General features: G+C 45.7%; 28 protein-coding genes and 1 pseudogene. 14 read left to right on the forward strand and 15 right to left on the reverse strand.

All coding sequences use genetic code 11. The features are described 5' to 3' along the window. Positions 1–12 precede the first annotated feature (12 nt). On the reverse strand, positions 13–570 hold the full coding sequence (locus U2H13_RS15130; protein ID WP_007408662.1) for a YufK family protein: 558 nt from the start codon (positions 568–570) through the stop codon (positions 13–15). A gap of 174 nt (positions 571–744) precedes the next feature. Here U2H13_RS15130 and malK point away from each other — a divergent pair, with 174 nt between their 5' ends. From malK to nupQ, 6 genes are all read left to right on the forward strand, one after another. Then, entirely contained in the window at positions 745–2,346 is a 1,602-nt protein-coding gene (gene malK, locus U2H13_RS15135) for a malate sensor histidine kinase MalK (protein WP_014418754.1), read from the forward strand. Further along, positions 2,339–3,046 carry a response regulator gene (locus U2H13_RS15140; RefSeq protein ID WP_003152077.1) on the forward strand — a complete coding sequence of 236 codons (708 nt, stop codon included), beginning with the start codon at positions 2,339–2,341 and terminating at the stop codon, positions 3,044–3,046. The genes malK and U2H13_RS15140 overlap by 8 nt, the downstream gene beginning before the upstream one ends. A gap of 401 nt (positions 3,047–3,447) precedes the next feature. After that, entirely contained in the window at positions 3,448–4,521 is a 1,074-nt protein-coding gene (locus tag U2H13_RS15145; protein WP_128496834.1) for a BMP family protein, read from the forward strand. 141 nt (positions 4,522–4,662) lie between these two features. After that, complete coding sequence (locus U2H13_RS15150) at positions 4,663–6,195, forward strand: ABC transporter ATP-binding protein (protein ID WP_128496836.1); 1,533 nt, start codon at positions 4,663–4,665, stop codon at positions 6,193–6,195. Beyond that, a complete protein-coding gene (locus tag U2H13_RS15155; RefSeq protein WP_128496838.1) occupies positions 6,188–7,234 on the forward strand; it encodes an ABC transporter permease in 1,047 nt (348 codons plus the stop codon). The genes U2H13_RS15150 and U2H13_RS15155 overlap by 8 nt, the downstream gene beginning before the upstream one ends. Continuing rightward, positions 7,235–8,194, forward strand: coding sequence for a guanosine ABC transporter permease NupQ (gene nupQ / locus U2H13_RS15160; protein ID WP_003152071.1), 960 nt, complete (start codon positions 7,235–7,237; stop codon positions 8,192–8,194). A gap of 44 nt (positions 8,195–8,238) precedes the next feature. Here the strand turns inward: nupQ and U2H13_RS15165 are convergent, their stop codons facing one another. Beyond that, positions 8,239–8,457, reverse strand: a complete 219-nt coding sequence (locus tag U2H13_RS15165) for a hypothetical protein (protein ID WP_146275399.1) — start codon at positions 8,455–8,457, stop codon at positions 8,239–8,241. Between the two features lie 242 nt (positions 8,458–8,699). Here U2H13_RS15165 and U2H13_RS15170 point away from each other — a divergent pair, with 242 nt between their 5' ends. Genes U2H13_RS15170 through mnhG form a run of 7 tightly spaced genes read left to right on the forward strand, consistent with a single transcriptional unit; the run spans position 8,700 to position 14,469 of the window. Further along, positions 8,700–11,102, forward strand: a complete 2,403-nt coding sequence (locus U2H13_RS15170; RefSeq protein WP_021495362.1) for a Na+/H+ antiporter subunit A — start codon at positions 8,700–8,702, stop codon at positions 11,100–11,102. Beyond that, positions 11,099–11,530 carry a Na(+)/H(+) antiporter subunit B gene (locus U2H13_RS15175; RefSeq protein ID WP_007613424.1) on the forward strand — a complete coding sequence of 144 codons (432 nt, stop codon included), beginning with the start codon at positions 11,099–11,101 and terminating at the stop codon, positions 11,528–11,530. Before U2H13_RS15170 ends, U2H13_RS15175 begins: the two co-directional genes overlap by 4 nt. Continuing rightward, complete coding sequence (locus U2H13_RS15180) at positions 11,530–11,871, forward strand: Na(+)/H(+) antiporter subunit C (RefSeq protein WP_003152063.1); 342 nt, start codon at positions 11,530–11,532, stop codon at positions 11,869–11,871. Before U2H13_RS15175 ends, U2H13_RS15180 begins: the two co-directional genes overlap by 1 nt. Next, positions 11,864–13,345, forward strand: coding sequence for a Na+/H+ antiporter subunit D (locus tag U2H13_RS15185; protein WP_021495363.1), 1,482 nt, complete (start codon positions 11,864–11,866; stop codon positions 13,343–13,345). The genes U2H13_RS15180 and U2H13_RS15185 overlap by 8 nt, the downstream gene beginning before the upstream one ends. Before the next feature lie 5 nt (positions 13,346–13,350). Further along, positions 13,351–13,827: a Na+/H+ antiporter subunit E gene (locus U2H13_RS15190; RefSeq protein WP_154817911.1), complete on the forward strand. Its 477-nt coding sequence runs from the start codon at positions 13,351–13,353 to the stop codon at positions 13,825–13,827. Further along, the gene (locus U2H13_RS15195; protein ID WP_012118311.1) at positions 13,827–14,111 is read left to right on the forward strand and encodes a Na(+)/H(+) antiporter subunit F1; all 285 of its coding nucleotides are present in this window, start codon (positions 13,827–13,829) and stop codon (positions 14,109–14,111) included. The genes U2H13_RS15190 and U2H13_RS15195 overlap by 1 nt, the downstream gene beginning before the upstream one ends. After that, positions 14,095–14,469: a monovalent cation/H(+) antiporter subunit G gene (gene mnhG, locus U2H13_RS15200; RefSeq protein ID WP_003152056.1), complete on the forward strand. Its 375-nt coding sequence runs from the start codon at positions 14,095–14,097 to the stop codon at positions 14,467–14,469. The genes U2H13_RS15195 and mnhG overlap by 17 nt, the downstream gene beginning before the upstream one ends. 39 nt (positions 14,470–14,508) lie before the next feature. Here the strand turns inward: mnhG and U2H13_RS15205 are convergent, their stop codons facing one another. The 5 genes from U2H13_RS15205 to degQ all read right to left on the reverse strand — a co-directional run bounded on the left by U2H13_RS15205 (position 14,509) and on the right by degQ (position 19,352). Continuing rightward, positions 14,509–14,892: a hotdog fold thioesterase gene (locus U2H13_RS15205; RefSeq protein WP_014418761.1), complete on the reverse strand. Its 384-nt coding sequence runs from the start codon at positions 14,890–14,892 to the stop codon at positions 14,509–14,511. 21 nt (positions 14,893–14,913) lie between these two features. Beyond that, positions 14,914–15,558 (reverse strand): response regulator transcription factor, encoded by a 645-nt coding sequence (locus tag U2H13_RS15210; protein WP_014418762.1) that lies wholly within the window; start codon positions 15,556–15,558, stop codon positions 14,914–14,916. Between the two features lie 80 nt (positions 15,559–15,638). After that, positions 15,639–17,942 (reverse strand): histidine kinase, encoded by a 2,304-nt coding sequence (locus U2H13_RS15215; protein WP_021495364.1) that lies wholly within the window; start codon positions 17,940–17,942, stop codon positions 15,639–15,641. A gap of 125 nt (positions 17,943–18,067) precedes the next feature. Then, positions 18,068–19,027 (reverse strand): class 1 isoprenoid biosynthesis enzyme, encoded by a 960-nt coding sequence (locus U2H13_RS15220; protein ID WP_233662477.1) that lies wholly within the window; start codon positions 19,025–19,027, stop codon positions 18,068–18,070. A gap of 184 nt (positions 19,028–19,211) precedes the next feature. Next, on the reverse strand, positions 19,212–19,352 hold the full coding sequence (degQ, locus tag U2H13_RS15225) for a degradation enzyme regulation protein DegQ (RefSeq protein WP_003152043.1): 141 nt from the start codon (positions 19,350–19,352) through the stop codon (positions 19,212–19,214). A 465-nt stretch (positions 19,353–19,817) separates the two neighbouring features. Between degQ and U2H13_RS15230 the strand changes: the two genes are divergently transcribed. After that, positions 19,818–20,159, forward strand: coding sequence for a hypothetical protein (locus U2H13_RS15230; protein WP_007613435.1), 342 nt, complete (start codon positions 19,818–19,820; stop codon positions 20,157–20,159). A 6-nt stretch (positions 20,160–20,165) separates the two neighbouring features. Here U2H13_RS15230 and U2H13_RS15235 read toward each other — a convergent pair whose 3' ends face one another. The 8 genes and pseudogenes from U2H13_RS15235 to U2H13_RS15270 all read right to left on the reverse strand — a co-directional run bounded on the left by U2H13_RS15235 (position 20,166) and on the right by U2H13_RS15270 (position 26,195). Beyond that, positions 20,166–21,389, reverse strand: coding sequence for an EAL and HDOD domain-containing protein (locus tag U2H13_RS15235; RefSeq protein WP_007613436.1), 1,224 nt, complete (start codon positions 21,387–21,389; stop codon positions 20,166–20,168). Between the two features lie 129 nt (positions 21,390–21,518). After that, on the reverse strand, positions 21,519–22,985 hold the full coding sequence (locus U2H13_RS15240) for a nicotinate phosphoribosyltransferase (protein WP_014418767.1): 1,467 nt from the start codon (positions 22,983–22,985) through the stop codon (positions 21,519–21,521). Positions 22,986–23,002: 17 nt separating this feature from the next. After that, a complete protein-coding gene (locus U2H13_RS15245) occupies positions 23,003–23,554 on the reverse strand; it encodes a cysteine hydrolase family protein (RefSeq protein WP_003152033.1) in 552 nt (183 codons plus the stop codon). A 96-nt stretch (positions 23,555–23,650) separates the two neighbouring features. Beyond that, positions 23,651–24,049 carry a YueI family protein gene (locus U2H13_RS15250; RefSeq protein ID WP_003152031.1) on the reverse strand — a complete coding sequence of 133 codons (399 nt, stop codon included), beginning with the start codon at positions 24,047–24,049 and terminating at the stop codon, positions 23,651–23,653. Positions 24,050–24,114: 65 nt separating this feature from the next. Next, the gene (locus U2H13_RS15255) at positions 24,115–24,363 is read right to left on the reverse strand and encodes a YueH family protein (protein WP_003152028.1); all 249 of its coding nucleotides are present in this window, start codon (positions 24,361–24,363) and stop codon (positions 24,115–24,117) included. Positions 24,364–24,434: 71 nt separating this feature from the next. Next, positions 24,435–24,656: a spore germination protein gene (locus tag U2H13_RS15260; protein ID WP_014418768.1), complete on the reverse strand. Its 222-nt coding sequence runs from the start codon at positions 24,654–24,656 to the stop codon at positions 24,435–24,437. 61 nt (positions 24,657–24,717) lie between these two features. Continuing rightward, positions 24,718–25,823, reverse strand: a pseudogene (locus U2H13_RS15265) (AI-2E family transporter). 135 nt (positions 25,824–25,958) lie between these two features. Continuing rightward, positions 25,959–26,195 carry a DUF2642 domain-containing protein gene (locus tag U2H13_RS15270; RefSeq protein WP_376700523.1) on the reverse strand — a complete coding sequence of 79 codons (237 nt, stop codon included), beginning with the start codon at positions 26,193–26,195 and terminating at the stop codon, positions 25,959–25,961. Positions 26,196–26,239 lie beyond the last annotated feature (44 nt).

The following is a 26,239-nucleotide window of genomic DNA, read 5'->3' on the forward strand; positions in this document are numbered from 1 at the left end:
AAAATGGCTAGCTTACACAGGTAAGCTAGCCATTATGCTATTATAAAGCTTGATAAAGATGTACAAAATACCGATAACAAAAGTAAACCAAAACAGAATCTCAAGCAATATAAAACCGATCAGCGAAACGATAGAGAGTGTCGAATAGATTCTGTACACCATGAAAATCAAATAAACGAGCGTAACAACGGCAAATAACGCCGCAATCCAAAAACCATTCTGCACGAGCGCAAAGGAAAGAATTCCTCCGCCTACATAAATTAAAGAGCCTAATCTGATTTTTTTCAGATTGTCCCCTTCAGGGTCATTTGTGAAAAACAAAAGAGACAGCTCTGTCACTGTGTTTGCAATCAGCTTCAAAGCCGAAAAGAGCATAAAATACACAAGGGCGAACGCTGCAAAAAGCGCCAGTCTGATCCCTTTCTCAGAGAAATAATCCAGCATCCCCTGATACATGCCGAGCGTCTGAAGTATCTTCATGACATAAAGCGAGGTAGAAATGGATAATGACGAACTAAAAAGCAGAATCGCAACGAGCGGAAAATAACCCGTCCAATAAGTATTTTTCATATAAAAAGTCCCTTTCTGTAATCTACTTCACTTATTATGGAGGACTTAAAACACATTGACAAGATAAAAAATTCCATTTTTCCTCACTTTTACGAAATAAGGGCCTGATCTTCACAAACCGGCTTTTTCGGAGTAAAGTAGAACGCGGGAATGATAAACGTAAGGAAGGCTGTTATGAAAAAAACATTAAAATTGCAAACCCGATTAACGATATTCGTCTGTATTGTCGTCCTTATCGCACTTTGTATCACCTTTTTCACGATCAGCGTCCAAACAGCAGACCGCGTGAAAGAAGAAGAACGGACAACCGCGCTGCGCACCGCAAAGCTGGTCGCGGAAACACCGAGTGTCACGCAGGCATTGCAAACAAGAAAAGGGCTGAAAGAGCTCCGGGATTATACATTAGACGTCCAGCATACGACAGGAACCGAATTTGTTGTGGTGATGGATATGAACAGCATCCGCCTCACCCACCCCGACGCAAATAAAATCGGGAAGAAATTCACCGGCGGAGACGAACAGCCGGCGATGCACGGCCATATCAAAACGAGCACATCAGCGGGAACTCTCGGAAAATCCATGAGAGCCTTCGTACCGATCTATGGAAAAGATAAAAAACAAGTGGGCGTCGTTTCGGTCGGAATTTCGCTTAACAAAATACAGGATGTCGTCAGCCACAGTTTGAGACCGCTTTATTTCATCATCTGCGTAAGTATTTTTGTCGGCGTCATCGGAGCCGTCATTGTCGCCCGCACCGTCAAAAACATTATGTACGGTCTTGAGCCTTATGAAATCGCCACCCTGCTGGAAGAGCGGAGCGCCATGCTCGAATCAACGAAGGAAGGCATCCTGGCGGTTGACGCGCGGGGAAAAATTAAGCTTGCCAATGCGGAAGCGAAACGGCTTTTTATTAAAATGGGTATTCCGACTAATCCGGTCGATCAAGATGTGAACGATATTCTCCCGAAAAGCCGGCTGAAACAGGTGATTGAAACGAAAAAACCGCTTCAGGACAGGGATATCCGCATTAACGGGCTTGAGCTGGTCTTTAATGAGGTTCCGATTCATCTGAAGGGACAAACCGTCGGAGCGATCGCCACGTTCAGGGACAAAACGGAGGTCAAACATTTAGCAGAACAGCTGTCCGGTGTTAAAATGTATGCAAACGCATTAAGAGCCCAGTCTCATGAATTCATGAATAAGCTTCATGTCATTTTAGGGCTTGTCCAGTTAAAAGAATACGATGATCTCGGCACTTACATTAAAGACATTGCCATTCAGCAGAAGACGGAAACAAGCGAGATTATAAGTGATGTCAAAAGTCCGGTTCTCGCAGGGTTTCTTCTAGGAAAACAAAGCTACATACGCGAACAGGGTGCTGATCTGGACATTCAGCTCGGCAGCCTGATCCCGAATGCGGCAGATCCGGCCGTCATCCATGAGCTCATTACGATTATCGGAAACCTGTTAAACAACGCGCTCGACGCGGTGGCGCAGATGCCGAAAAAAAACATTACGTGCTCAATGCGGTTTCAGGATCGCCAGCTTGATATAGAGATTACGGACACGGGAGCCGGAATGTCTGCGGCAGACCAAGCCCGTATTTTTGAACAAGGTTATTCCACGAAAGGGACAAACCGGGGGTTCGGCCTCTATTTCACCCAGCAGGCAACAGAAAATTTAAAAGGCCATATGATTGTGACAAGTGAAAAGAATGAAGGAACGACTTTCAGTCTTCGCATTCCGTATGAACCGAAGGAGGAAAATGATGATTAATGTACTCATAGTTGAAGACGACCCCATGGTGGGTGAATTAAATAAACGCTATCTCAGCCAGATTGAAGGATTTCAGCTGAAAGGGATCGCATCATCCTTTCAAAGCGCGCTGCACGTGCTGAGCGAGCATCATATCGATCTCATCCTTCTTGACATTTACATGCCGGGAAAAAACGGGCTTGAGCTTTTAACGGAAATCCGCAAGCAAAATGAATCGGTTGATGTCATCGTCATTTCGGCCGCAAGCGAGCTGGACGTCATCAAAAAAACGCTTCGGTACGGCGCCGTCGATTATTTAATCAAACCATTTGAATTTGACCGCTTTCAAACCGCTCTTTCCGACTACAGACGCAAGCAGAAAGTTTATCAATCACACAGAAGCATGACACAGAAAGAATTGGATGCCGAGCTTTTTCAAAAGAAAGAAGCGGCGGAAAAGGTTCACCTTCCGAAGGGATTGACAAAGAGCACGCTTAAACTCATCTGGGCGAGCATTGAGTCTTTCGGTGACGGCTCTTTTACCACGGAAGATCTCGCCAAGCATACTGAAATCTCGCAAGTCTCCATCCGGAAATACCTTAAATTTCTGGAAGACATACAAGTGCTGAATGTAGAGATGGCGTACGGCACGATCGGCAGACCCGTCTTTCAATATCATATCAACACCGGCAATGTCAGCAGCATCAAACAATATTTATAATGTCAAAAAGCGCCGTTCCGCTGTGAACGGTGCTTTTTTACTGTCATATCCCGTGACAAAAGGCTTGAGATTCCTTTTTGATATGCTATATAAGGATAATGACCCGGCTGATCCTCCTCTGTTTTATCCAGATGAGGAAGCCGATTCATAAAATTGATATTTTTTAAAAAATAAGCAAATTTCTATTTATTTATGGCGGGTAAAATGATAAATTATGATTGGTTAGCAGATCTTTTCAGATAAGTCATAAGTCCCGAACCCGGAAGAGACAACCGCTCAAGGCGGGAAAAAGAGAGACGTCTCATCATTATTATCAGAAAGTTTTTTCGATTCTGCATCCGGTACGGGGACTCAAGTCTGAATTGAACGGCACAGCCATATTTTACAGGGGGGTTATATCTTTGAAAAAACGCAAAATCGGAATGGCGATGGCGCTCATCGCGGCGGCCGGAACCATATTAAGCGCATGCGGTTCAAGTGACAAAGCAAACGGCTCCGGCAGCAAAAACTTTACCGTCGGCATGGTAACGGATATCGGCGGTGTCGATGACAAATCATTTAACCAGTCCGCCTGGGAAGGTATTCAGGCATTCGGAAAAGACAACGGGCTTACAAAAGGCAAAAGCGGTTTTGACTATCTTCAATCAAAATCAGATGCGGATTATACAACGAACTTAAATAAATTAGCGCGGGAACACTTTGACCTGATTTACGGCGTCGGGTATCTGATGCAGGATTCCATCAGCGAAATCGCCGATCAGCGCAAAGACACAAATTTTGCGATCATTGACGCCGTTGTCAAAAAAGACAACGTGGCGAGCCTTACATTTAAAGAGCAGGAAGGTTCATTCCTCATGGGAGCGGCCGCTGCGCTATCGAGCAAAACGGGAAAAGTCGGATTCGTGGGCGGAATGGAGTCTGAATTGATCAAAAAATTCGAAATCGGCTTCCGCGCGGGTGTACAAGCCGCAAATCCGAAAGCGACCGTCGAAGTGAAATATGCGGGCGGATTTGACAAAGCCGATGTCGGTAAGGCGACGGCTGAAAGCATGTACAAATCAGGCGTTGACGTCATTTATCACGCGGCCGGCGCAACGGGAACGGGCGTCTTCACAGAAGCGAAAAATCTGAAAAAAGAAGATCCGAAGCGGAACGTATGGGTTATCGGTGTTGATAAAGACCAGTACGCGGAAGGTCAAGTCAAAGGCACAAAAGACAATGTCACTCTCACATCAATGGTCAAAAAAGTGGATACAGCCGTAGAGGACTTAACGAAAAAAGCGAGTGACGGGAAATTCCCGGGCGGCAAAACATTAACATACGGTTTGGCGCAAGATGCAGTCGGCATCTCGGATCACAAGGAGAACCTTTCTGACGATGTCATCAAAGCAACAGACGATTGGAAGAAGAAAATCGCGGACGGGCTCGAGATCCCTTCAACTGAAAAAGAATTGAAATCCTTCAAGGCTGAGTAAGAACCAGGGGATAAGGAGACTTCCATGCTTATCCCCTCTCTTTTATGAAAAGAGCGGGGAAGGAAAAGCTGCATCTCTTGCAGCTTTTCTTTTGCCAAGCTCTTTCTCATCAAAGTATCTCTGAAAAGGAGCGTCAAATCGGTGGATTATATCATTGAAATGCTTAATATACGCAAGGAGTTTCCCGGAATCGTCGCCAATGATGACGTCACGCTTCAAGTGAAAAAAGGCGAAATACACGCCCTTCTCGGTGAAAACGGCGCCGGAAAATCGACACTCATGAACGTTTTATTCGGCCTGTATCAGCCGGAAAAAGGCGAGATCCGGGTGCGGGGCGAACGCGTTCACATCAACAGCCCGAACAAAGCCAACGATCTTGGCATCGGGATGGTGCACCAGCATTTTATGCTTGTGGATACCTTTACCGTCTCAGAAAATATCATTCTCGGAAAAGAGCCGAAAACTTTCGGCCGGATTGACAGACAGCGCGCCGACCGGGACGTGCGCGATATTTCCGACCGTTACGGCCTGCACATTGATCCTGAAGCCAAAGTTGCCGATATTTCCGTCGGTATGCAGCAGCGGGCGGAAATATTAAAGACCCTCTACCGGGGCGCCGACATTCTCATTTTTGACGAGCCGACCGCGGTGCTGACTCCGCACGAAATTCAAGAACTGATTCAGATTATGAAAAATCTTGTCAATGAAGGAAAATCAATTATCCTCATCACCCACAAATTAAAAGAGATTATGGAAGTCTGCGATCGTGTCACCATCATCCGGAAAGGAAAAGGCATTACAACTCTCGATGTCGCACATACGGATCAAGATGAACTGGCAAGCCTGATGGTCGGACGCGAAGTGTCATTCAAGACGGATAAACAAGCGGCCGATCCGAAACAAGAAGTGCTTTCACTTTCTGATGTAACGGTTGAAGACGCGCGCGGCGTTGAGGCGGTCAAGCAGCTCTCCCTCTCAGTCAGAGCCGGTGAAATCGTCGGCATTGCGGGCGTTGACGGAAACGGCCAGTCTGAATTAATTGAAGCCATTACAGGTCTCAGAAAAACAAATGCCGGCACGATCACGTTAAACGGCAAACAGCTGCAAAACATACCGCCCAGGAAAGTCACTGAAGCCGGCATCGGGCATATTCCGCAGGACAGGCATAAACACGGGCTCGTCCTTGATTTTCCGATCGGAGAAAATATCGTGCTGCAAAGTTATTACCAAAAGCCCTACTCTTCTTTCGGCATACTAAATAAACACACGATTTATGACAAAGCGCGAAGCCTGATTGAAGAATACGATGTCAGAACACCTGATGAATATACGCCTGCGCGCGCTCTCTCCGGGGGGAATCAGCAAAAGGCCATTATCGGCCGGGAAGTGGACAGAAATCCGGATCTTTTAATTGCGGCCCAGCCGACGCGGGGACTCGATGTCGGCGCGATTGAATTCGTCCATAAAAAGCTCATTGAGCAGCGTGATGCCGGTAAAGCGGTGCTTCTGTTATCTTTTGAACTTGATGAAATAATGAATCTCAGCGATCGCATCGCCGTCATCTTTGAAGGCAGCATCATCGCAAACGTCAATCCGCTTGAAACAAACGAGCAGGAGCTCGGACTTTTAATGGCGGGAAGTAAGCAAATGGAGGCGGGGAAAACACATGATTAATCGACTTTCTCATCTGGCTGTGCCGCTGATTGCGATCATCCTTGGGTTAGCTGCGGGTGCGGTCATCATGCTCGCCAGCGGCTACAATGTCGTAAGCGGGTATTCGGCTCTTTGGAGCGGCATTTTCGGTGAAGTGTATTACATCGGGGAATCGATCCGGCAGATTACGCCATATATTTTGTCCGGATTGGCCGTGGCATTCGCATTTCGGACCGGCCTGTTTAATATCGGGGTTGAAGGACAGCTCCTTGTCGGCTGGACCGCCGCGGTGTGGGTCGGCGCTTCCTTTGACGCCCCCGCTTACATCCACCTTCCGCTTTCGTTATTGGCGGCCGCGGCTGCGGGCGGCATTTGGGGCCTGATTCCCGGATTTTTAAAAGCCCGTTTTTTTGTCCACGAAGTGATTGTCACGATCATGATGAATTATATCGCTCTTCATTTAACCAATTATCTCATTTCCGATGTCATGACGGACCACCGGGACAAAACAGACAAAATTCATGAAAGCGCGTCGCTCCGCTCGCCGTTTTTAGAGCAGCTGACAGATTACTCCCGCCTTCACTGGGGCATTCTGATCGCTCTGTTTGCGGCAGTTCTCATGTGGTTTATCATTCATAAAACAAAAAGCGGATTTGAATTCCGGGCTGTCGGCTTTAACCAGCACGCCGCACAATACGCCGGAATGAGCGTCAGAAAAAATATGATGTACGCCCTGATGATTTCCGGCGCCTTCGCGGGGCTTGCCGGCGCGATGGAAGGACTCGGAACCTTTCAATACGCGGCGGTTAAGGGCGCCTTTACCGGCGTCGGCTTCGACGGCATTGCGGTTGCGCTTCTCGGCGGCAGCACGGCAATCGGCGTTGTTCTGGCGGCATGTCTTCTCGGCGGCCTTAAAGTCGGGGCATTAAATATGCCGATTGAATCCGGGGTGCCTTCTGAAGTCGTTGACATCGTCATCGCCATTATTATTTTGTTTGTGGCATCAAGCTACGCCATCCGTCTCATCCTTGATAAATTGAAGAAAAAGGGGGCGAAGTAAGTGGACTTCCTGCAGATTTTATCCATTATTGTCCCGGCAACACTCGTATATGCGGCTCCGCTTATTTTAACCGCTCTCGGCGGCGTGTTTTCTGAAAGATCGGGAGTTGTCAACATCGGTCTTGAAGGACTGATGATTATCGGCGCCTTTACAAGCGTCATGTTCAACTTATTTTTCGGACGCGAGCTTGGCGCCGCCGCTCCGTGGCTCGCTCTGGCTGCGGCTATGATTGCCGGCGGACTGTTCTCACTGATCCACGCGGCGGCCGCAGTTTCTTTCCGCGCCGATCAGACGGTAACCGGTGTGGCGATCAATATGCTCGCGTTAGGAGCGACACTGTTTATCGTCAAGCTGATTTACGGAAAGGCGCAGACTGATAAAATCCCGGAGCCCTTTTACAAAACGAACATTCCCGGGTTAAGCGATATTCCGGTTTTAGGAAAGATTTTCTTTTCCGACGTCTATTATACGTCGATTTTAGCCATCGTACTGGCCTTTGTTTCCTGGTTTATTTTATTCAAAACGCCGTTCGGCCTCCGCATCCGTTCTGTCGGGGAACATCCGATGGCGGCCGATACGATGGGAATCAACGTGTTCGGCATGCGCTATATCGGCGTCATGATCAGCGGGCTGTTCGGCGGGCTCGGCGGCGGTGTATATGCTTCCACGATCGCGCTTGATTTCACCCACTCCACCATTTCCGGGCAAGGCTTTATCGCTCTTGCCGCGCTGGTTTTCGGCAAATGGCATCCGATCGGCGCGCTCGGGGCTGCACTGTTCTTCGGGTTTGCACAGAGTTTGAGCATTATCGGCTCGCTTTTGCCCCTGTTCAAAGACATTCCGAATGTATACATGCTGATGGCTCCTTACATTCTGACCATTCTCGCGCTTGCCGGCTTCATCGGCCGCGCGGATGCGCCTAAAGCCAACGGCATCCCTTATATTAAAGGAAAACGCTGATTGTGACACAAAAAGAGTTCCGCACCCTGGTGCCGGAACTCTTTTCATCTATATACGATTCTGATATACTCACGCGGCTGAAACGGCGTTTGCATTGATTCAGCCGCACTCAGCTTGTCTTCTGCGTATTCCGCACCGAGAAAAAAACGCTCCCAATCATCTGCCTCCGTCTGCTGCAACGTTTTGCAGAAATCATCCGCTATGAATGTTCCTGCAATAATAGAACAAAATATTCCAATACAGGCCGCCGCCTTTCTCTTCATCTGACCAGCTCCTTTTGTAAAGCTTGATCTGAAAAAGAAATGTATATACAAAGATCCGGATATTTGATAAATTTATTTTGGGTTCAAAAGACCACAAAAACACAAAGAGGAATACATTATGCCGTAGCAGGGTAAAAAAAAGTGCGATATAATTTGTACTGGGTCCTATGACCGTGAATTGATTGATTCATTCTTACATAAAGCAGTTGCTTGATGAAAAAACAAGCAAAGGAGGTCTTCTGTTGCAGCTGTTACATTTCGCGATTTTGGCGCCTTTTTTATTTGCATTTATCGTTCCCTTTCTTTATAAACGGGTAAAACAAGTCCATACAGGCTGGTTTGTGCTGATAGTGCCCGTTGTGCTGTTTGTTTACTTTATCAGCAAGCTCCCTGTCACAATGGCTGGGGAAACCGTCCGGTATGCGGCCGAATGGATTCCGTCCCTCGGTATTAACTATACCGTTTATATTGACGGACTCGGGCTGTTATTCGCTTTATTGATTACGGGCATCGGCTCTTTGGTGACGCTTTACAGTATTTTTTACTTATCGAAGGACAAAGAAAAGCTCGGCCCCTTTTATGTGTACCTGCTGATGTTTATGGGCGCGATGCTCGGCGTTGTGCTCGTCGATAACGTTATCGTTCTTTATATGTTCTGGGAGCTGACAAGCCTGTCATCCTTCTTATTAATCGGGTATTGGCATAAGCGGAAGAAATCACGCTACGGTGCGGAAAAGTCACTGCTGATTACCGTCGGCGGCGGGCTGTGCATGCTCGGCGGCTTTATCCTGCTGTATCTGATGACGGATTCTTTCAGTATCAGGGAAATGGTCAACCAGGTGCATATTATCGCAGGCCATCCGTTCTTTATTCCGGCGATGGTTCTCCTGTTATTGGGAGCCTTTACGAAATCAGCGCAGTTTCCGTTTTATATCTGGCTGCCTGATGCCATGGAGGCGCCGACTCCTGTCAGCGCCTATCTGCACTCGGCTACAATGGTGAAAGCGGGCATTTATGTGATTGCCAGATTCAGTCCGGTTTTTGCATTTTCACCCGTCTGGTTTTGGACGGTTGCCTCAGTCGGCCTGATCACGATGGTATGGGCTTCCTTCAATGCGATTAAACAAACCGATTTAAAAGCGATTCTGGCATTTTCCACAGTCAGTCAGCTCGGTATGATTGTATCGATGCTCGGCGCAGGAGCCGCCGCGCTTCATTACCAGCATTCAGAGTATTTTACGGCGGCTGTCACCGCGGCTGTGTTTCACTTAATTAACCATGCTACTTTTAAAGGAAGTTTATTTATGGCGGTCGGCATTATCGACCATGAAACGGGAACACGGGACATCCGCAGGCTCGGCGGCCTGATGGCGCTTATGCCGGTAACGTTCACCGTTTCACTGATCGGAACGTTTTCCATGGCGGGCCTCCCTCCGTTTAACGGCTTTTTAAGTAAAGAAATGTTCTTTACAAGTATGCTGCGGATTGCTCATGCAGATATTTTCAGCCTGGATACGTGGGGCGTGCTGTTCCCCGTTCTCGCATGGATCGGGAGCGTCTTCACTTTCATCTACAGCATGAAGCTGTTTTTCAGAACGTTCAGCGGCGCGCGCAAACCTGATCAGCTTGAAAAGACGCCGCATGAGGCTCCGCTCGGCATGCTGATTTCGCCGGTCATTCTTGCCGCTTGCGCCGTCAGTCTGTTTTTTGCACCGAACGTTTTGTCTTACAGCCTGATTGAACCGGCGATGAACTCCATTTATCCGGCTCTGTTAACCGGCGGAGATACATTCCATGTCCATATTTCCCAGTGGCACGGGGTGACGGCTGAGGTAATGATGACCATCGGCATCATCATTGTCGGCACGATCGGTTACGTAACGCTGTCTAAATGGGAGCGTTTGTACGGTCTGTTTCCGAAAAAACTGACGCTGAACAAGCTTTACGATACGGTGACGGGCAGTATGGAAAAAAGATCTTACCAGCTGACGTCATCGTATATGACCGGATTTTTGCGGGATTATCTGCTGTATATTTTTGCGGCGTTTATCATTCTCATCGGAGCGGCGTTCGTCATGAAAGGCGGCTTTTCCATGACAACGAAAGGCATGGCTGAAATCGGCCTGTATGAAATCGTGCTGTCCCTCGTTATGGTGAGCGCAACGATTGCGACTGTGTTCGCCAAATCGCGGCTGACGGCCATTATCTCACTCGGTGTTGTCGGGTACACACTCGCGCTGTTTTTCGTGATTTTCAGAGCGCCCGATCTGGCGCTCACGCAGCTCGTCATTGAGACGATATCCGTCGCCTTGTTTCTTCTTTGTTTTTACCATCTGCCGAAAATGCGGCGGAAAAAGAAGACAAGAACATTCCGGATGACGAATTTTATCATTTCTCTCGGTGTCGGCGTCATCGTGACAATGCTCGGAATCGCGTCTTCCAGCGAAAAAACAAAAGACAGCATCTCCTCCTTTTTCACCGCTTACAGCCATAAGCTCGGGGGAGGAAACAATATCGTCAACGTCATCCTCGTTGATTTCAGGGGATTTGATACGATGTTTGAAATCACGGTGCTGTCGATTGCCGCACTCGGGATTTACGGCATGATCAGAACGAAAGTAAAAGAGGAGGGAGAAGAGCGTTGAGACAGCAAAAAACAAACGACATCATCCTTCAGACGGCAACGAAGCTTGTATCTTTTATCATTCTGCTTTTCTCTTTCTATTTATTTTTATCGGGGCATAACGCTCCCGGCGGAGGATTTGTCGGCGGACTGATTACGTCTTCGGCCATCGTGCTGTTGCTTTTGGCCTTTGATTTAAAAACCGTCAAATCGATTTTGCCCGTCAATTTTATTTATGTGGCGGGCGCGGGTCTGCTTATCGCGATTGCAACGGGTGCAGGTTCGTTCTTATTCGGAGCACCCTTTCTCACCCATACATTCGGCCATTTTCATCTCCCGGTGCTTGGGAATACGGAGCTTGCAACGGCCACTTTGTTTGATTTAGGTGTGTATCTCGTTGTTGTCGGCGTGACGATGACCATTATTCAAACGATTGGAGAGGAAGAATAGTGGAAATCTTAATGTCTGTCATTGCCGGTATTTTGTTTATGGCGGCAACCTACCTGCTGCTTTCTAAAAGTCTGCTGCGCGTGATTATCGGCACCGCGCTTTTAAGCCACGGCGTCCATTTGCTGCTCCTGACCATGGGCGGACTGAAAAAAGGCGCTCCTCCCATACTGGGCGGAAAAAGCACGTCGTTTGTCGATCCGCTGCCGCAGGCACTCATACTGACGGCGATCGTTATTTCGTTCGGCGTCACGTCCTTTTTGCTTGTGATGGCGTTTCGCGCCTATCAGGAACTGAAAACGGACGATATGGATCGAATGAGGGGAAATGATCAACATGAATAACTTTGTGATATTGCCTATTCTGGTGCCGCTGCTTGCCGCAGTGCTGCTGATTTTTATGAACAGGCGCGTGATGCTGATGCGGATATTCAGCACTGCCGCTTCCTGTGTCTCCATCGCCATCAGCGCCGCTCTCGTTCAGACGGTTTTCACACACGGGATTCAGACGCTGACACTCGGCGGATGGAAAGCGCCGTACGGCATTGTGCTCGCCGCGGATCAGCTTGCCGCACTGCTTGTTTTGACAACCGCCATAATCGGGCTGCTCGTCACCCTGTACTCCTTCCGCTCCATCGGAGAAAAAAGGGAGCGCGCTTTCTATTATTCAGGGGTGCAGTTTCTTCTGGCCGGCGTAAGCGGAGCGTTTTTGACGGGTGACCTGTTCAACATGTACGTCTTTTTTGAGCTTCTGCTTATCGCGTCCTATATGCTGATCGTGCTTGGCGGAACGAAAATTCAATTAAGAGAATCATTGAAGTATATCGTGTTTAACATTGTGTCATCCGCGTTTTTTGTCATCGGCGTCGGTTACTTATACGCGGTGACGGGCACGCTGAATATGGCTGATCTAAGCGTAAAAATAAGCGAATCGGGCCAGACCGGGCTGATCACCGTCATCGGCGTCCTTCTTCTCGTCGTTTTCGGTTTAAAGGGCGGGATATTCCCGCTGTATTTCTGGATGCCGGGCTCTTATTACGCCCCGCCGGCTGCAATTTCGGCTTTATTCGGGTCTCTTTTGACGAAAGTCGGTCTGTATGCCATTTTAAGAGTATTCACCCTGATCTTTATTCACGATACGGGCTTTACCCACCAATTGATGATGTGGCTTGCGATGCTGACGGTGTTATTCGGCGTAATCGGATCTATCGCCTTTTCGGATGTCATGAAAATCGTCATCTACAATATTATTACAGCCGTCGGCGTGATTTTGTTCGGCATTGCCATGAACACGCCGGCCTCCATTCAAGGAGCGGTTTATTACTTGATTCACGATATGCTGATTAAAGGAGCGCTGTTTATGCTTGCCGGCACGCTTATCGCATTGACAGGCACTGCCAGCCTGCATAAAATGGGCGGACTGATCACCCGTTATCCCGTTTTAGGATGGATGTTCTTTATTTCAGCCATATCTTTGGCCGGCATCCCGCCGTTCAGCGGATTTGTGGGCAAGCTGAAGATCGCGGAAGGCGGGTTCGATAAGGGGGAAACATTGTTTTCCGTATTGATTCTCTTATCAAGCCTGCTTGTGCTCTATTCCGTGCTGAAGGTTTTTACGACGGCTTTTTGGGGGGAAGAAAAAGAAATCCCCGGCGCAGGCGGACGGTCCGCAAAAGGACTTCTTTATCCGGCAGCCGCTTTTCTCCTTTTGTCGCTTCTGTTCGGGCTCGGAACCGAATGGGTTTCACCGTATGTTAATCAGACGGCTGAGAATCTGCTGAATCCGGAAAAATACATTGAAGCTGTTTTGAAGGAGTAGATGGCATGGCTTTTCAACTATTATTAAATGTTCTTCTCGCTGTTTGCTGGATGTTACTCACAAACAGCCTCAGCGCGGCGGGTTTTTTGACCGGATTTATCGCGGGCTTGGCGGCGCTGTTTTTTTTCCGGCGCTTCTTCTCGCGGCCGTTTTACATTTGGAAAATATGGTCGGTCATCAAACTGATGCTGATCTTTATAAAAGAATTATATTTGGCCAATGTCAGCGTGCTGAAAACCGTTATATCGCCGAAACTGAACATCCGCCCGGGCATTTTCGCGTTTAAGACGGAATTGACGGAGGATTGGGAGATCACGCTGCTCTCGCTGTTAATCACTTTAACACCGGGTACGCTCGTGATGGATATCTCCGATGACCGGTCGATTCTCTATATACACGCCATGGACATTGAAGATGCGGAGAAAGCGATCCATGACATCCGCGTCTCTTTTGAGAAAGCCATTCAGGAGGTGAGCCGCTGATGTTTACGTTTATTCTGCAATTATCACTCGGCATTATGGCGGTTTCGACTCTTCTGTACGTCATTCGCGTCATAAAAGGGCCTACGATACCGGACCGGGTCGTCGCGCTTGATGGGATCGGCATTAATCTGATTGCCATGACCGCGCTTGTATCCATTCTCTTAAACACATCGGCCTTTTTGGACATCATTCTGCTGCTCGGCATTTTATCGTTTATCGGCACGATTGCCTTTGCTAAGTTTTTGGAGAAAGGAGAGATTATCGAAAATGATCGAAATCGTTAAATGGGCCGTCGCCGTTTGTATTCTGATGGGATCGCTGATCTGCCTGGTCGCGTCTTTCGGCACACTCAGGCTTCCTGATGTGTATACGCGCGCCCACGCCTCTTCAAAAGGCTCGACACTCGGCGTTAATTTGGTATTGCTCGGGGTGTTAGGCTACTTGTGGATGCTGACCGGAGAAATTTCTGTAAAAATACTGCTCGGCATCATTTTTATCCTGCTGACGGCGCCGGTCGGAGCGCACCTCATATGCAGGGCCGCGTACAATTCGGGAGCGGCGCTTGATAAAAGAAGCGTTCAGGATGATTACAAAGGGATCAGAAACTTTGTGATCAAACGAAAAGAAGATTCATATTTGTAAAAACAAACAGCCGGACGATTCAGGGTTCCGGCTGTTTGTTTATTTTGTTATAACAGCCAGCGTGCAGCGGGAAACACAGATCAGCCTTTCCCGTTCATCGAAAATGTTAATCTCGTACACAATGGTTGCCCTGCCTGTGTGAACGGGTTTCGCAATCGCCGTGACCGTCCCGCCCTCTTTCACGGATTTTAAATGATTGGCATTAATCTCAAGCCCGACACACGCCTGTTTCGATCGGTCGATAAAATGCTGGGCCCCGACACTTGCAACAGTCTCCGCCAGCGCTGCTGACGCGCCCCCATGCAGATATCCGAAAGGCTGCACCGTTCTCTTATCCACCGGCATCACCGCCACGCATCTCTCCGGCGTGTTTTCAGTGATTTCAATACCGAGTGCGCCGAGCAATGTATTGTTCAGATTCATAGGTCATTCTCCCTTCAAGATTTATAGTACGTTATCTGACTTGGCGATCAGCACCGCTTCAGTGCGGGAGCCGACATTCAGCTTGTTAAAAATGGATGTCAGGCTGTATTCAATCGACCGCTTGCTTAAGTGAAGCGCATCTGCGATTTCCTGATTGGTCAAACCTTTTTCGACCTCTTGGAGAATATGGCGCTCTCTCTGTGTTAACCGATCCTGCTCACTTTGAGGGGAAGAAGACGTTTTTGTTTTTTGCTGGGTCATCAGCTGTTTGAAATAGGAGAAATCAACTAAAATCTGTCCGTTGAGCACGTGATATATGTATTGCATGATTTTCTCTTTAGATTCGGTTTTGCTGATGGCGCCATGCAGGCCCGCGCGGATGGATTCTTCAAAATAATCTTCAACCTCATAGCCTGTGTAGACAATGATTTTACAGAGAGGATTCTCTTTTAAGATTTTCTTGGAAAGCTCTATGCCGCTGATGTCATCACCCAGATTTAAATCCATTAATATGAGATCGTAAGCTGAAAAATCATGCCGAAGAACGAATTGTTCACTGGCATCAGGACTGAGGCAATCGACAGAAAGATTCGTGTCCGTTTCCAGAATCGTCTTGGTGCCCTCCATGACAGCCGGATGATCATCAATCACTAGTATCTTTTTCATGGTTTCCTCCCTTTTACTCACTCATTTCCATTTTATTAAAAAGACTTGGCTTCTGCCAAGTCGATTTGGTGATAAATTGGTTACAATTCCATTTCAATATCCGCTTTAAAACCGTTTCCTTCACTTGTGTCGATTTTCATCCGTCCGTCAAGCGCCCGGACACGCTCCTTAATACCCGAAAGACCCATGCTCATCGACTGCCCGCCGCCTTCTTCCTGATTGCAGCCGACACCGTCGTCTTCATAATGCAGAATCACTTTATTTTGAATGCTGATCAGCATAATCAGCACCTCATTCGCCTGTGAATGCTTCATGGCGTTCGAAAGAAATTCCTGAATGATGCGGTACAAATTCAGCTGTGTATCCAAATCCAGCGCCGCCGTAAACCGGCCCGTATTCAGACGGATATGAAATGGCGCACGCTCCTGCTGCTGCGCGGCAAGCTTGGATACCGCCTTGACCAGACCCAAATCATACAGCAGCTGAGGACGAAGCTCATGGCACGTCTCCCGGGTCATCAAAATGACATCCGACATCTGCTCATTCATCTGATGAAGCTTGTCCTGCACCTCTAACTGGCAAGGCTCCTCTTTCTTAAAATCGGCCAGAAACAGCTCACACTGGCGCTTCAAAGAAATCAAGTCCTGCAGCACTGAATCATGCAGATCACGGGCCAAATCCGAACGCTGCTTTTCCTCGATCGTAAACATCAGCTTTTTGAGCCAGACCGGGTTTGAGCCTTGTTGCTTTAGATCTTGTAAATGGTTCATGAGTTCTTCGATCTGTATCACATTTTCCATAGAGACACTCGTATAGAAAGACAATGTCTTCAGCCATGAAATCTCATCTCGTGTCAGTCTCGGTGTATTAATAGTGGACAAACAAAGCAAAACATAAGAACTTCCCCCGCGTTCTCCTATCTTGATTAAAAAACCGCGGTTTAGCTCAATGATTTTTCCAATCTCTGAAGTAACTTTCTTAAATTCTTTTGAATACATTTCCCAGTCAGGCTCATTGTCCTTTTTATCATGATATAAAATGTCACCCTCAGAGGTAACTTCAAAGACATAAGCTTTACTGACAAGCAGAACATCCAGAATCGTCTTTTTTAGTTCTTTAAACATTTGTTTTAAAGATGTTATGCTTCTGATAAGCTGAGTATATTTGAATATACTATCTTGATAATTAAATTTTTCAGAAAAACGTTTTAACCGAAATTTATAATCCATTACTTCTTTAAAATAAAAAATGACAAATATCATAATAAAGAAAAATACAGTTTGCTGAGCAGGATTCATTTGTATATCTATTGACTCGAACCAAGCTGAAATCCCAACAATAAAAAGGGCTGGAACTAAGGCAAGCAAGCCATAGTACCTCATCCTGCCTAAAATGAATTCAATATCAAAAATTTTGTTAGCTACGAACTGGTATACCAACCCCAATGGGATAAGCACGAGCAGGGATGCCGCTGCCAACGCATCTAATATATAACTTCCTGTCAAAATAATTGGGATTACATAAAAAAGCAAAAAGGGCAAAAAAGAGAGCGTGTTTGTTAAAATTAAAATCTTAAGAATATAAGCATGTTCTGAATACTTGAATTTATACAGATGATAGAAAACAGATATAAATGCATAGAGAGTCACGAAGAAAAACGATACTAAATTTAAATTTGTTGTGAAGTCATATGAATAAATATGTCGAAACGGTTCGTTTAAGAGATTAATTATCGGTATGATATATAGAAAAGAAATCAAACGATTGGCAAATTTTTTACCTAATTCCTTGAAATACTCTTGAATAAACTGGAGATAAAATATAGGTGAGGCAATGAAGGTAAACAAATTTATATATCTGTTAAATTCATGACCTCTTGAGGGACCACCAGCACTCATATAAGCTATTGAGATATCTAACAGGAAGAGAATTAGGACATACCCAGCTATCGATTTTCTGGTTTGACTCACCTTTACAATATAAAATATACATATTAAACTCAAAAAATAAAATACAAGGGGCAGGACAAATAAAAAGTAACTGTAGTATCCATTTAAATTAACAATATCAAAATCATCTAAATGAATTTGCTGTCCATTTCTTTTTATATCTAAGCTTTTAACGTGATAGAGAGTATCCCCTTTTAGATATTTTAAAGATGGTTTTTTATTATTAATTTTGACAATCATATCACCTTGTTTTAAACCTACAAATTTTCCATACGAGGTTTTTGACATTTCAGCAACTTCGAGTACTTTATGCTTATTTTCTACAATTTTCGTGCCTACAATAATTCCATTTATGTTAATAAAAGCGACATAACAAACATAGATAACACTTAAAATAATAATGGATATTGTAAATGGCTTTATAAGCTTCTTCAAGATTTACACCCTTCGCTTATTATTCATTATCCCATTTTTTATTGTCCGCACCCATCATTAAATAATTCTCAAACCCTTTAATGATAATTTGAGTTTGTATAGAGTCATAACCGATAAGGCTAGCTTCATTGCTTTTCAGTTTCTTTAATACATCCGGATAATTCAAAAAATAATTTATTAAATTCTGCATCTTCATCATCCTTCTTATTATTCTTATTATTCAACAAGTGTTTTTTTATTATTTTTATCTTCTTTATATCTAAATTTAAATTTTCAACTTCAGTTTCACACTTATACATGTATAGTTGGTATAAAACCGAAACATATTGAGATGCTCCAGAATCATACAGCTTTTGAATAAACTCTTTTTTATTAAGCCGCAGTTGCGAATATAATTTTTGATCTGAGAATATACAAAGCAATTCTTGAGAAGACTTATTAAACAAGCGCTTAAGATATAAATTAATCAATGTATGTTTATCTTTCAGAATATCACTAGTATTATCCTTAAAAATAGCATGATAATCGCCGGAAATTTGTTCAAATATCCCTTTATAATAGGAATAACTTTCAACAGACTTATTGAATTCTCCAGTTGCTAAAAGCGTACCAGTAACATTTGCTAACGCAAATAAACTTCCGCATTTTAACTTGATTACCTCTAAACATTCATCTTCTGTCTTTGGTTTATTGATCAAATCATCATGTTGACCCTGCATTGCATCTTGAATATATTTTAATACATACTTAATCACTAAAGGATTCGTACTAATCGAATTAATGCTTTGCAATCCTGCTGTGTATAATGAAAATGCTGCACTTAATGCTAGTGAACGATCTATCTTCATCCAAGGAGCATCTCGATTATCCTCATCTTCCAGATCATCAATTATATCGGAAGTAAGTGTAAGAATTTCAATAGCGGCACCTAAGTTCACTGCGGTTTCTTGATTTTCGCCGTCAAAGATCACATAATGCAAAACAGCTGATTCAGCTAGAGAAAAATTTTTTTTTGGTTCAATAAAACTGAGAAGGAGCTGCATTAGATGTTCATTAAATATGTTCCGCTCTATTATACTCTTCATTTTATTCTTGATTTGGTCAGCATCTAAACACATTTGCTCAATAATTGTCTTCACCCTCCCATTCTATTTTACTAAATGCAGGTGATGAAAGACAGCAGGTTTTTCGTTTTTTAACAATCGTATAATACTTTATCCATGAAATGGATAAAAAATGCACAAAAAAAAGACTTGTTTCCAAGTCTTTTTAAGAAATTTTCATTGCATATGAGAATTTATCGAGCTGATCAATGCTTTTGTTAATGTTTCGTAATGAGTCGGTTGTTTCTCTGATATCATTTTCAAGTCGGAATAATAATTGCTTTACTTCTTCTAATTTGTTTTCCACCGTTTCCACACTCCTTTTTTTGAAAGATCAATGAATTGTGTATGGTGAACGAGTCCTAGGTATTTGATCTGTTACTAATAGTGTAAACGTTTTTGCGGGATTTTTCACCGAAAAGTATGTGTAAAAGTATCTGCGTGACACCGCAAACCAGGGTAATCCCATAGTCCCGAACAGAGCATTTAGCGAACAGGACTATATAACTACCAGAAAGGCAGACGTTTAGGATGAAGCAGACCAATCTGGCGGTTCTGCTGTTTTTTTAACGGTTTTCCGACAAACCGGCAAGGACTATAGTCCCTGCCGTCGCAATTTCAAAACAGAATGGGCGAACAGCGTCGCATAACCACCGACAAACACCGAAAAGACCGCAACCCCCGCATTGTGGTCTTTTTGCATGTCATAACTCGTTATCACGCAGCCTATACTCATGTATAACGAATGTTTTCTCAGGAAGGAGGCCGCCGTATGCATTATGTGTATCCATGCTGTCCTGTTTTCGCCGCGCCATACCGGCATCCAGCGCCCAGTGCCCCGGTTCACGCAGATATTTTGACAGCGTCCGCAAAAGAAGCTGCGGGCATGCTGGAGGATGCGCGCCTGCTCCTTGCGCGGCTGTCGGCGTCAAAAGAGCTTGCGCGCCGCATCCTCACCGCAGCGCAATCATCTGACACCGCAGCGGTCAAGCGGCTCATTAAGCAGACCGGCATCAAAAATGACTTTGACGTGACGTATAATCCCGACGGCATCCGTGTCAGTCTGGTCAGAGAGCAAAGCCGGTTTATCATCGCCCTCAGGTGGTCGGCTTAAAGCGGCTCAATCCACGATCAGCTGCCGGCACCATTCGATCGCCTGTAGGTAACATTCATACGCTTCTTCTTTGTTCAGTTCTTTTCCCCACTCGTCACAGTCCCAGTTGTTGCATTCAATGGCTTTGACGAGCGCGAGCATCTTATAATAATCGTTTTCATAACCGAGCAGCGCCTGTCCGACTTCATCGATTAAAGGCAGTTCTTTGATGATATCCTCCAGCTCCCTGTGGAGAAGCGTATCGATGAGCGAAAACATGCCGATCAGCATGTAAGAAGAGGGCTGGGGTCTTCCGGTTCTTTTCGCCAGCAGTTCGCACAGTTTGGCCCTGATTAAGGAAATCTTAATGATTTCTTTTTGGCTTGAGTGGCTTTTCGCCGTTAAATCTCTGAATGAAAGAATGTAAATCAAGCGCTTAATCTCATTCAGCCCGAGCATCATGATGGCCTGCTGGATGCTGTCTATCTTTTTTTTCAGCCTTGTTTGCGATCCGTTTAAAAAACGCAGAATCTGATACGATAAGCTGACGTCCCGCTCTATGTATTCCGTCACGCGCTGTATATTGGGCTGGTCATTGTTTAATTCGCTTAAAAGCTGGTAGTAAGAATGAAAATGAAACGTCAGATCATTTCCGCTGATGACACGCGGTTCACTGAAAAAATATCCTTGAAACAGGTGAAAGCCGTCTATGGCCGCCTGTTTATAATCTTTTCTCGTCTCCACTTTCTCCGCTAAATAAATCAGACTTTTACAGCTGTACGTCTGAATGATTTTTTTGCGCTCCAGACGCGAGGATTGCAAAAAGTCGATTTTTAAAATATCAATATATTTCATCAGCTGTTCCACTAATTCTTCATTTTCCGGATTGATGGCGTAAAAATCATCAAGTGCTAATGTATATCCTAATTTCTTCAGCTGTCTGCATCTTGAGATGAGTGCCGGAGTGATCGGTATGTCCTCAAGAATTTCGATAATAAGCTGGTCAGGATCAAAGGAGGTAGGGAGATCTGAAAACATCAGGCTTTCTGTAAAATTCACAAAGCAGCGTTTCCCCTCAGTCAGCTTTTCGATTCCGATGTTGATAAAGCTGTTAATAATGAGATCCGTCGTAGCTTTATCTCCGTCAGCGGCCGAATAACGGTTCTCTTCGCTCTCCCGGTAAAGAAGTTCATAAGCAACAACCTGTTCGTTTCTGTTGAAGATAGGCTGTCTCGCAACAAACACCTTCATTCATTTACCCCCTTAGATGCGGCCTTCGAACATAAGTATATCAAATAACTTGACGAAATTTGTCTAAATGTGAAAAATATTATCACAACAAAAAGGCCTTTCCAGAGAAAGGAAAGGCCGCTTTGTCTTCTATTCAAGTTCCCGTTTCAGCTCGCTTTTGATTTCATGAATCCGCTGCATCTTGTTGCTCCAGCAGTCTTCGCTTAAATCGACCGGATATTCTTCCGGCTTGCTGATCCGTTTGTATTCCTCCCACAGAAGTTTGAGGTTATCCTGCACGTATTGCTGGATGTCGGTAATTTCGGGATTATCATAGCATAAAACGCCGTTTTCAAAGATCGGCTCATGCAAGTCTTTCGCATAGAAGTCAGTGACGAATTTGCTGACGAACGTGTGGACGGGATGGAACATTTTTAAGCGTTTCTGATCATTTACCCGCTCGTCATAAAGCGCGATATAATCACCTTCCGAGTGGTGATTCAGCTTGTTGATAATCCGGTATACTCTCTTTCTTCCCGGCGTTGTCACTTTTTCAGGGTTTGACGAAATTTTAATGGTGTCAGTCAGCTTGCCGTCCTCTTCAATGGCGACAAGCTTGTAAACCGCGCCGAGGGCCGGCTGATCGTATGCGGTAATCAGCTTCGTGCCGATGCCCCACGTATCGATTTTCGCTCCTTGGGATTTCAGATTTAATATCGTGTGCTCGTCAAGATCGCTTGAAGCAATGACCTTTGCGTCTGTGAAACCCGCTTCATCAAGCATTTCACGCGCTTTTTTTGACAGGTACGCCAAGTCCCCGCTGTCCAAGCGGATGCCGATGAAGTTGATCCGGTCGCCGAATTCCTTTGCGACTTTAATCGCATTCGGCATGCCCGAACGGATCGTATCGTACGTATCTACGAGAAATACGCAGTCTTTGTGGGTCTCCGCATATTTCTTAAATGCCGTATATTCATCGCGGTACGCTTGTACGAGCGCATGAGCGTGCGTGCCGGATACCGGTATATTAAAACGCTTTCCGGCTCTTACATTACTCGTTGCGCTGAAGCCGCCGATCAGAGCCGCTCTCGCTCCCCACATAGCCGCATCCATTTCATGGGCGCGCCGCGTTCCGAATTCGAGGGCGTCTTCGTCACCGACAACGCCTTTAATGCGGGCCGCTTTCGTGGCGATTAATGTTTGGTAATTCACAATGTTAAGCAGAGCCGTCTCAATCAGCTGGGCTTCGATCAGGGGCGCTTCGACCCGCATAATCGGTTCGTTGTTAAAAACGAGCTCGCCTTCTTTCATGCTGTAAAGAGATCCGGTAAAAGAAAGATCCCGTAAATAATCAATGAAATCATCAGCATAGTGCAATTCCGTTTTTAAATAATTCAGATCGCTGTCGGTAAATTTGAAGTTCTCCAAGTATTCGATTGCTTTTTCTAAGCCCGCAAATACCGCATAGCCGTTTTCAAAGGGAAGCTTTCTGAAAAAAAGCTCAAAAATCGCTTTTTTCTCATGAATGCCGTCTCTCCAGTACGTTTCGGCCATATTAATTTGATAAAGATCTGTATGTAAAGACAAACTGTCGTCTTTAAAACCATGCTCCACCAAAATTATTTTCCCCTTCCTTACTCTGCCACTTGCGCTCCGATGCTGTTCTTAAAATGGGACAGGGCCCATTCATGCCCTTCCGGATTAAAGCTGGCCACAGCGTTTTGATGAATGACGATCTGAAAGCCCTTGTTGTAGGCGTCAACCGCCGTGTGAAGAACGCAGATGTCCGTGCACAGGCCCGCAAGATGCAGCTCAGTGATCTGCCGTTCCCGCAGTTTCAGCTCTAAATCCGTTCCCGCAAAAGCAGAATATCTCGTTTTTTCCATATAATTTACGTTTTTTGCGTGTTTATGTTTCTCATAAAGAGGCGATAGCCTTCCGTACAGCTCTTTGCCCTCCGTGCCGTTGATATTATGCGGAGGAAACAGGCGTGTCTCGGGATGAAAGTCATCGTCTGCATCATGCGAATCTACCGCAAAGACAACGTAATCACCGTTTTCTATAAATGCTTGCGTCAAACTGACAATCGTATCTTCAATCTGTCTCGCGGGTTCTCCGCAGGTTAATGCCCCGTTCTCTGCTGCAAAATCATTCGTATAATCAATGCATATAAATGCTTTTTTCATAGCCGGCCTCCCCGCCATTCATATGAAAACCATTATATCCTATCTCCACTTGTAAGTGAATTGGCATTGTAAAATGACAAACGGTGTTTTGCCCTTTTAAGATTTCAGGAGTGAGCGCTGAAAAATGTCATCCTGTACGTAAATGCCGTCAAGGTTCACGGCATAATCGGCGGCAAAAACCAGGCCGAGCGGCGTTTCGAATTGAAGGTCCGATATGACGGAGCTTCGGACACCGGCAAGTGCGGCAAGCTTCATATATGGTGAATAAGCATGATACGGGAGCCTTCCGTTTATATAGAGCACCGCGTCTTTTCGGCTTTTCAGCGCCTGTTTCACTTCTTCATACGGCTGCTTTTGCAGCACCTGTCCCTTCGTCAGGGCAATGATGACTCTTTCACGGAGCGAGCCTAAAAATAAATGGCGTTCATCCGGTTTCGTCTGCAGAGGGCCGTACATCCCCTGCTGTAAATAAAGGTCAACCGTTTTGTCGCTCATCGGCCTGTCCCTCCTCAGCTTGTTTTACAATTATCGCCCCGGACGGGACGCGGTAAACCGCTTCGTTACATTTCAGCCACCCAATGGGAGATCTTTCCGGCGAGCTCTCCGGCGGGCTCTTCTTCAATCAGCTTGCTGAATGATTGTAAAAGCCGCTGCGCCAGCGCCTTTTTCTCTTCCTCATAGGAAATGATCGTGCTCCACTCAAGTTCCGGAACGGCTACAAGGGTATGCTGTTCTTTTTTATTTTCATGCAGATATACATCACCGATCATTCCGGACTGCACGGTAATATTCGCTTTTCTGATTTTCATAAAAATTCCCCTTTTATAAAGACTGATTCTATTATACTACAAAAAAGCGACAGCCTCCTAAAAGGAGGCTGTCACGCGTTAAACCAATCAGGTTCGTCAAACACATCGATGTCTTCAAAGCGCGTTTTGCTGAATTTATTAGTAACTTTGATAAAATCTCCGGAATGAAACGCCCCTGCCCCCGCGCCTGAGTGGTCAACGGCTTTGGGAGAAATGGCAAACACGTCACCGAAGCTCGCCGCAGCGTCTCCGGCTAAACTCATAATATAAATCGGTCCCACAATTGCAGGCATACCCACACCTCCGCTTTTCTTTACAGCATTTTATGCGCTGCATCGGGAGTTGTGCCCGTTTTTATTTCGGCTTGCGGCTGTCTTCGAGCTTTGACCGCTGACGAAGTTTGATAAGCCGGACGATATTTAAGACAAAAGCTTTTAAAACCGCGTAAACCGGCACGGCCAGAATCATTGCGAGAATGCCGCCGAAACTGCCCGCTCCGATAAGCAGAAGAATAATGGTGAGCGGGTGGGTATTCAGCCGTTTCCCGATGACAAGCGGAGAAAGCAGGTTCCCGTCAAGCTGCTGGACGACAACGACAACAATAACGGCAAACAGCGCCTTAGCCGGCGAATCCATAAACGCGATAATCACCGCGGGCGCCGCCCCGAGAAACGGCCCCAGGTACGGAATGATATTGGTGACGGCGATCACCATCCCGAGAATTAACGCATACTGCAGGCCGATGATCCAATATCCGATAAAGCATGCCGTTCCGACAAAGAGACAAATCAGCAGCTGGCCTTGGAAATAGGCGGCCAATGTGACATATAAGTCGTTAAATATTTTCCTGCCTTCCGCCCGGTAGGAAGAAGGCAGGATTTTGACTGCCAAGAGCGGAAACCGCCGGCCGTCCTTCAGCATATAAAACAAAATGAACGGAACGGTGATCACGACAAGCGTGATATTCGTAACGACGCCGAACACGGCCGACAGGCTTGCCGTAATATTTTGCGGAAGGCTTTGTAAAAATCCCGTCAGAGACTGCTGGATTTTTTCTATCGACACATAATCCTGCGTCATCATCCACGTAAACCATTTGGAATGGGATAATTGCGCCGTCAAGACTTGAATCTGATGAATGTAATCAGGGAAATTGTTAATCAGCCCCGTGACCTGGGAAGCCACAATCGGTCCGATGGCGGTGAACATAAAGGCAATCAGGCCGATGAAAACGAGATAAATGAGCAGGATCGCCAATGTCCGGGGAATTTTTTCTCAAGCAGGCGCACGATCGGATTAAAAATGAAAAACAAAATGCCCGAGATCAAAATCGGAAAAAACAGAGTGGTGATAAAACCGAAAAACGGCTGAAAAATAAACGAGACTTTCGTTGATACGTAAATAATGAGCAAAACGAGCAAAATTTGCAGCGTCCAAAAATGGACCTTTGATTTCAACAAGCGGTTTCCTCCTATTGTCATGTGAACTTGTACTGTGATTGTACCAAAAAAAGCCGCCGTGCATCTATGTATCTCAAAAAGAAGACGCACCGGGGTTCTATAGAGCCGCCTCCGGTTTGCGCCTTATTCGGGCTGTTACACGCGTTCGGTATAATCAGGCATGACGGAAACCACATGGCGGTTTCTGATATAAAATATACGGTCATGCGTTTCTTCAATGGCGATGTGATCCGGAGTGGCATCAATCAGCCGTCCTCTGATAATGCGTCTGACGGTTTGAATAATAAACCTTGAGCCGATAAGCTTATGGATGGTCTGATAAACGTAAGGGTCCACTAACGAGACGATTTTCGGGCTTCCTTGATGGGCCATTTTCGCTGATCCCCTTTACTATGTTTTCCTTCAGCATATGCAGC

The sequence above is a fragment of the Bacillus sp. A1 genome (assembly GCF_042296235.1).
Classification (GTDB): domain Bacteria; phylum Bacillota; class Bacilli; order Bacillales; family Bacillaceae; genus Bacillus; species Bacillus velezensis.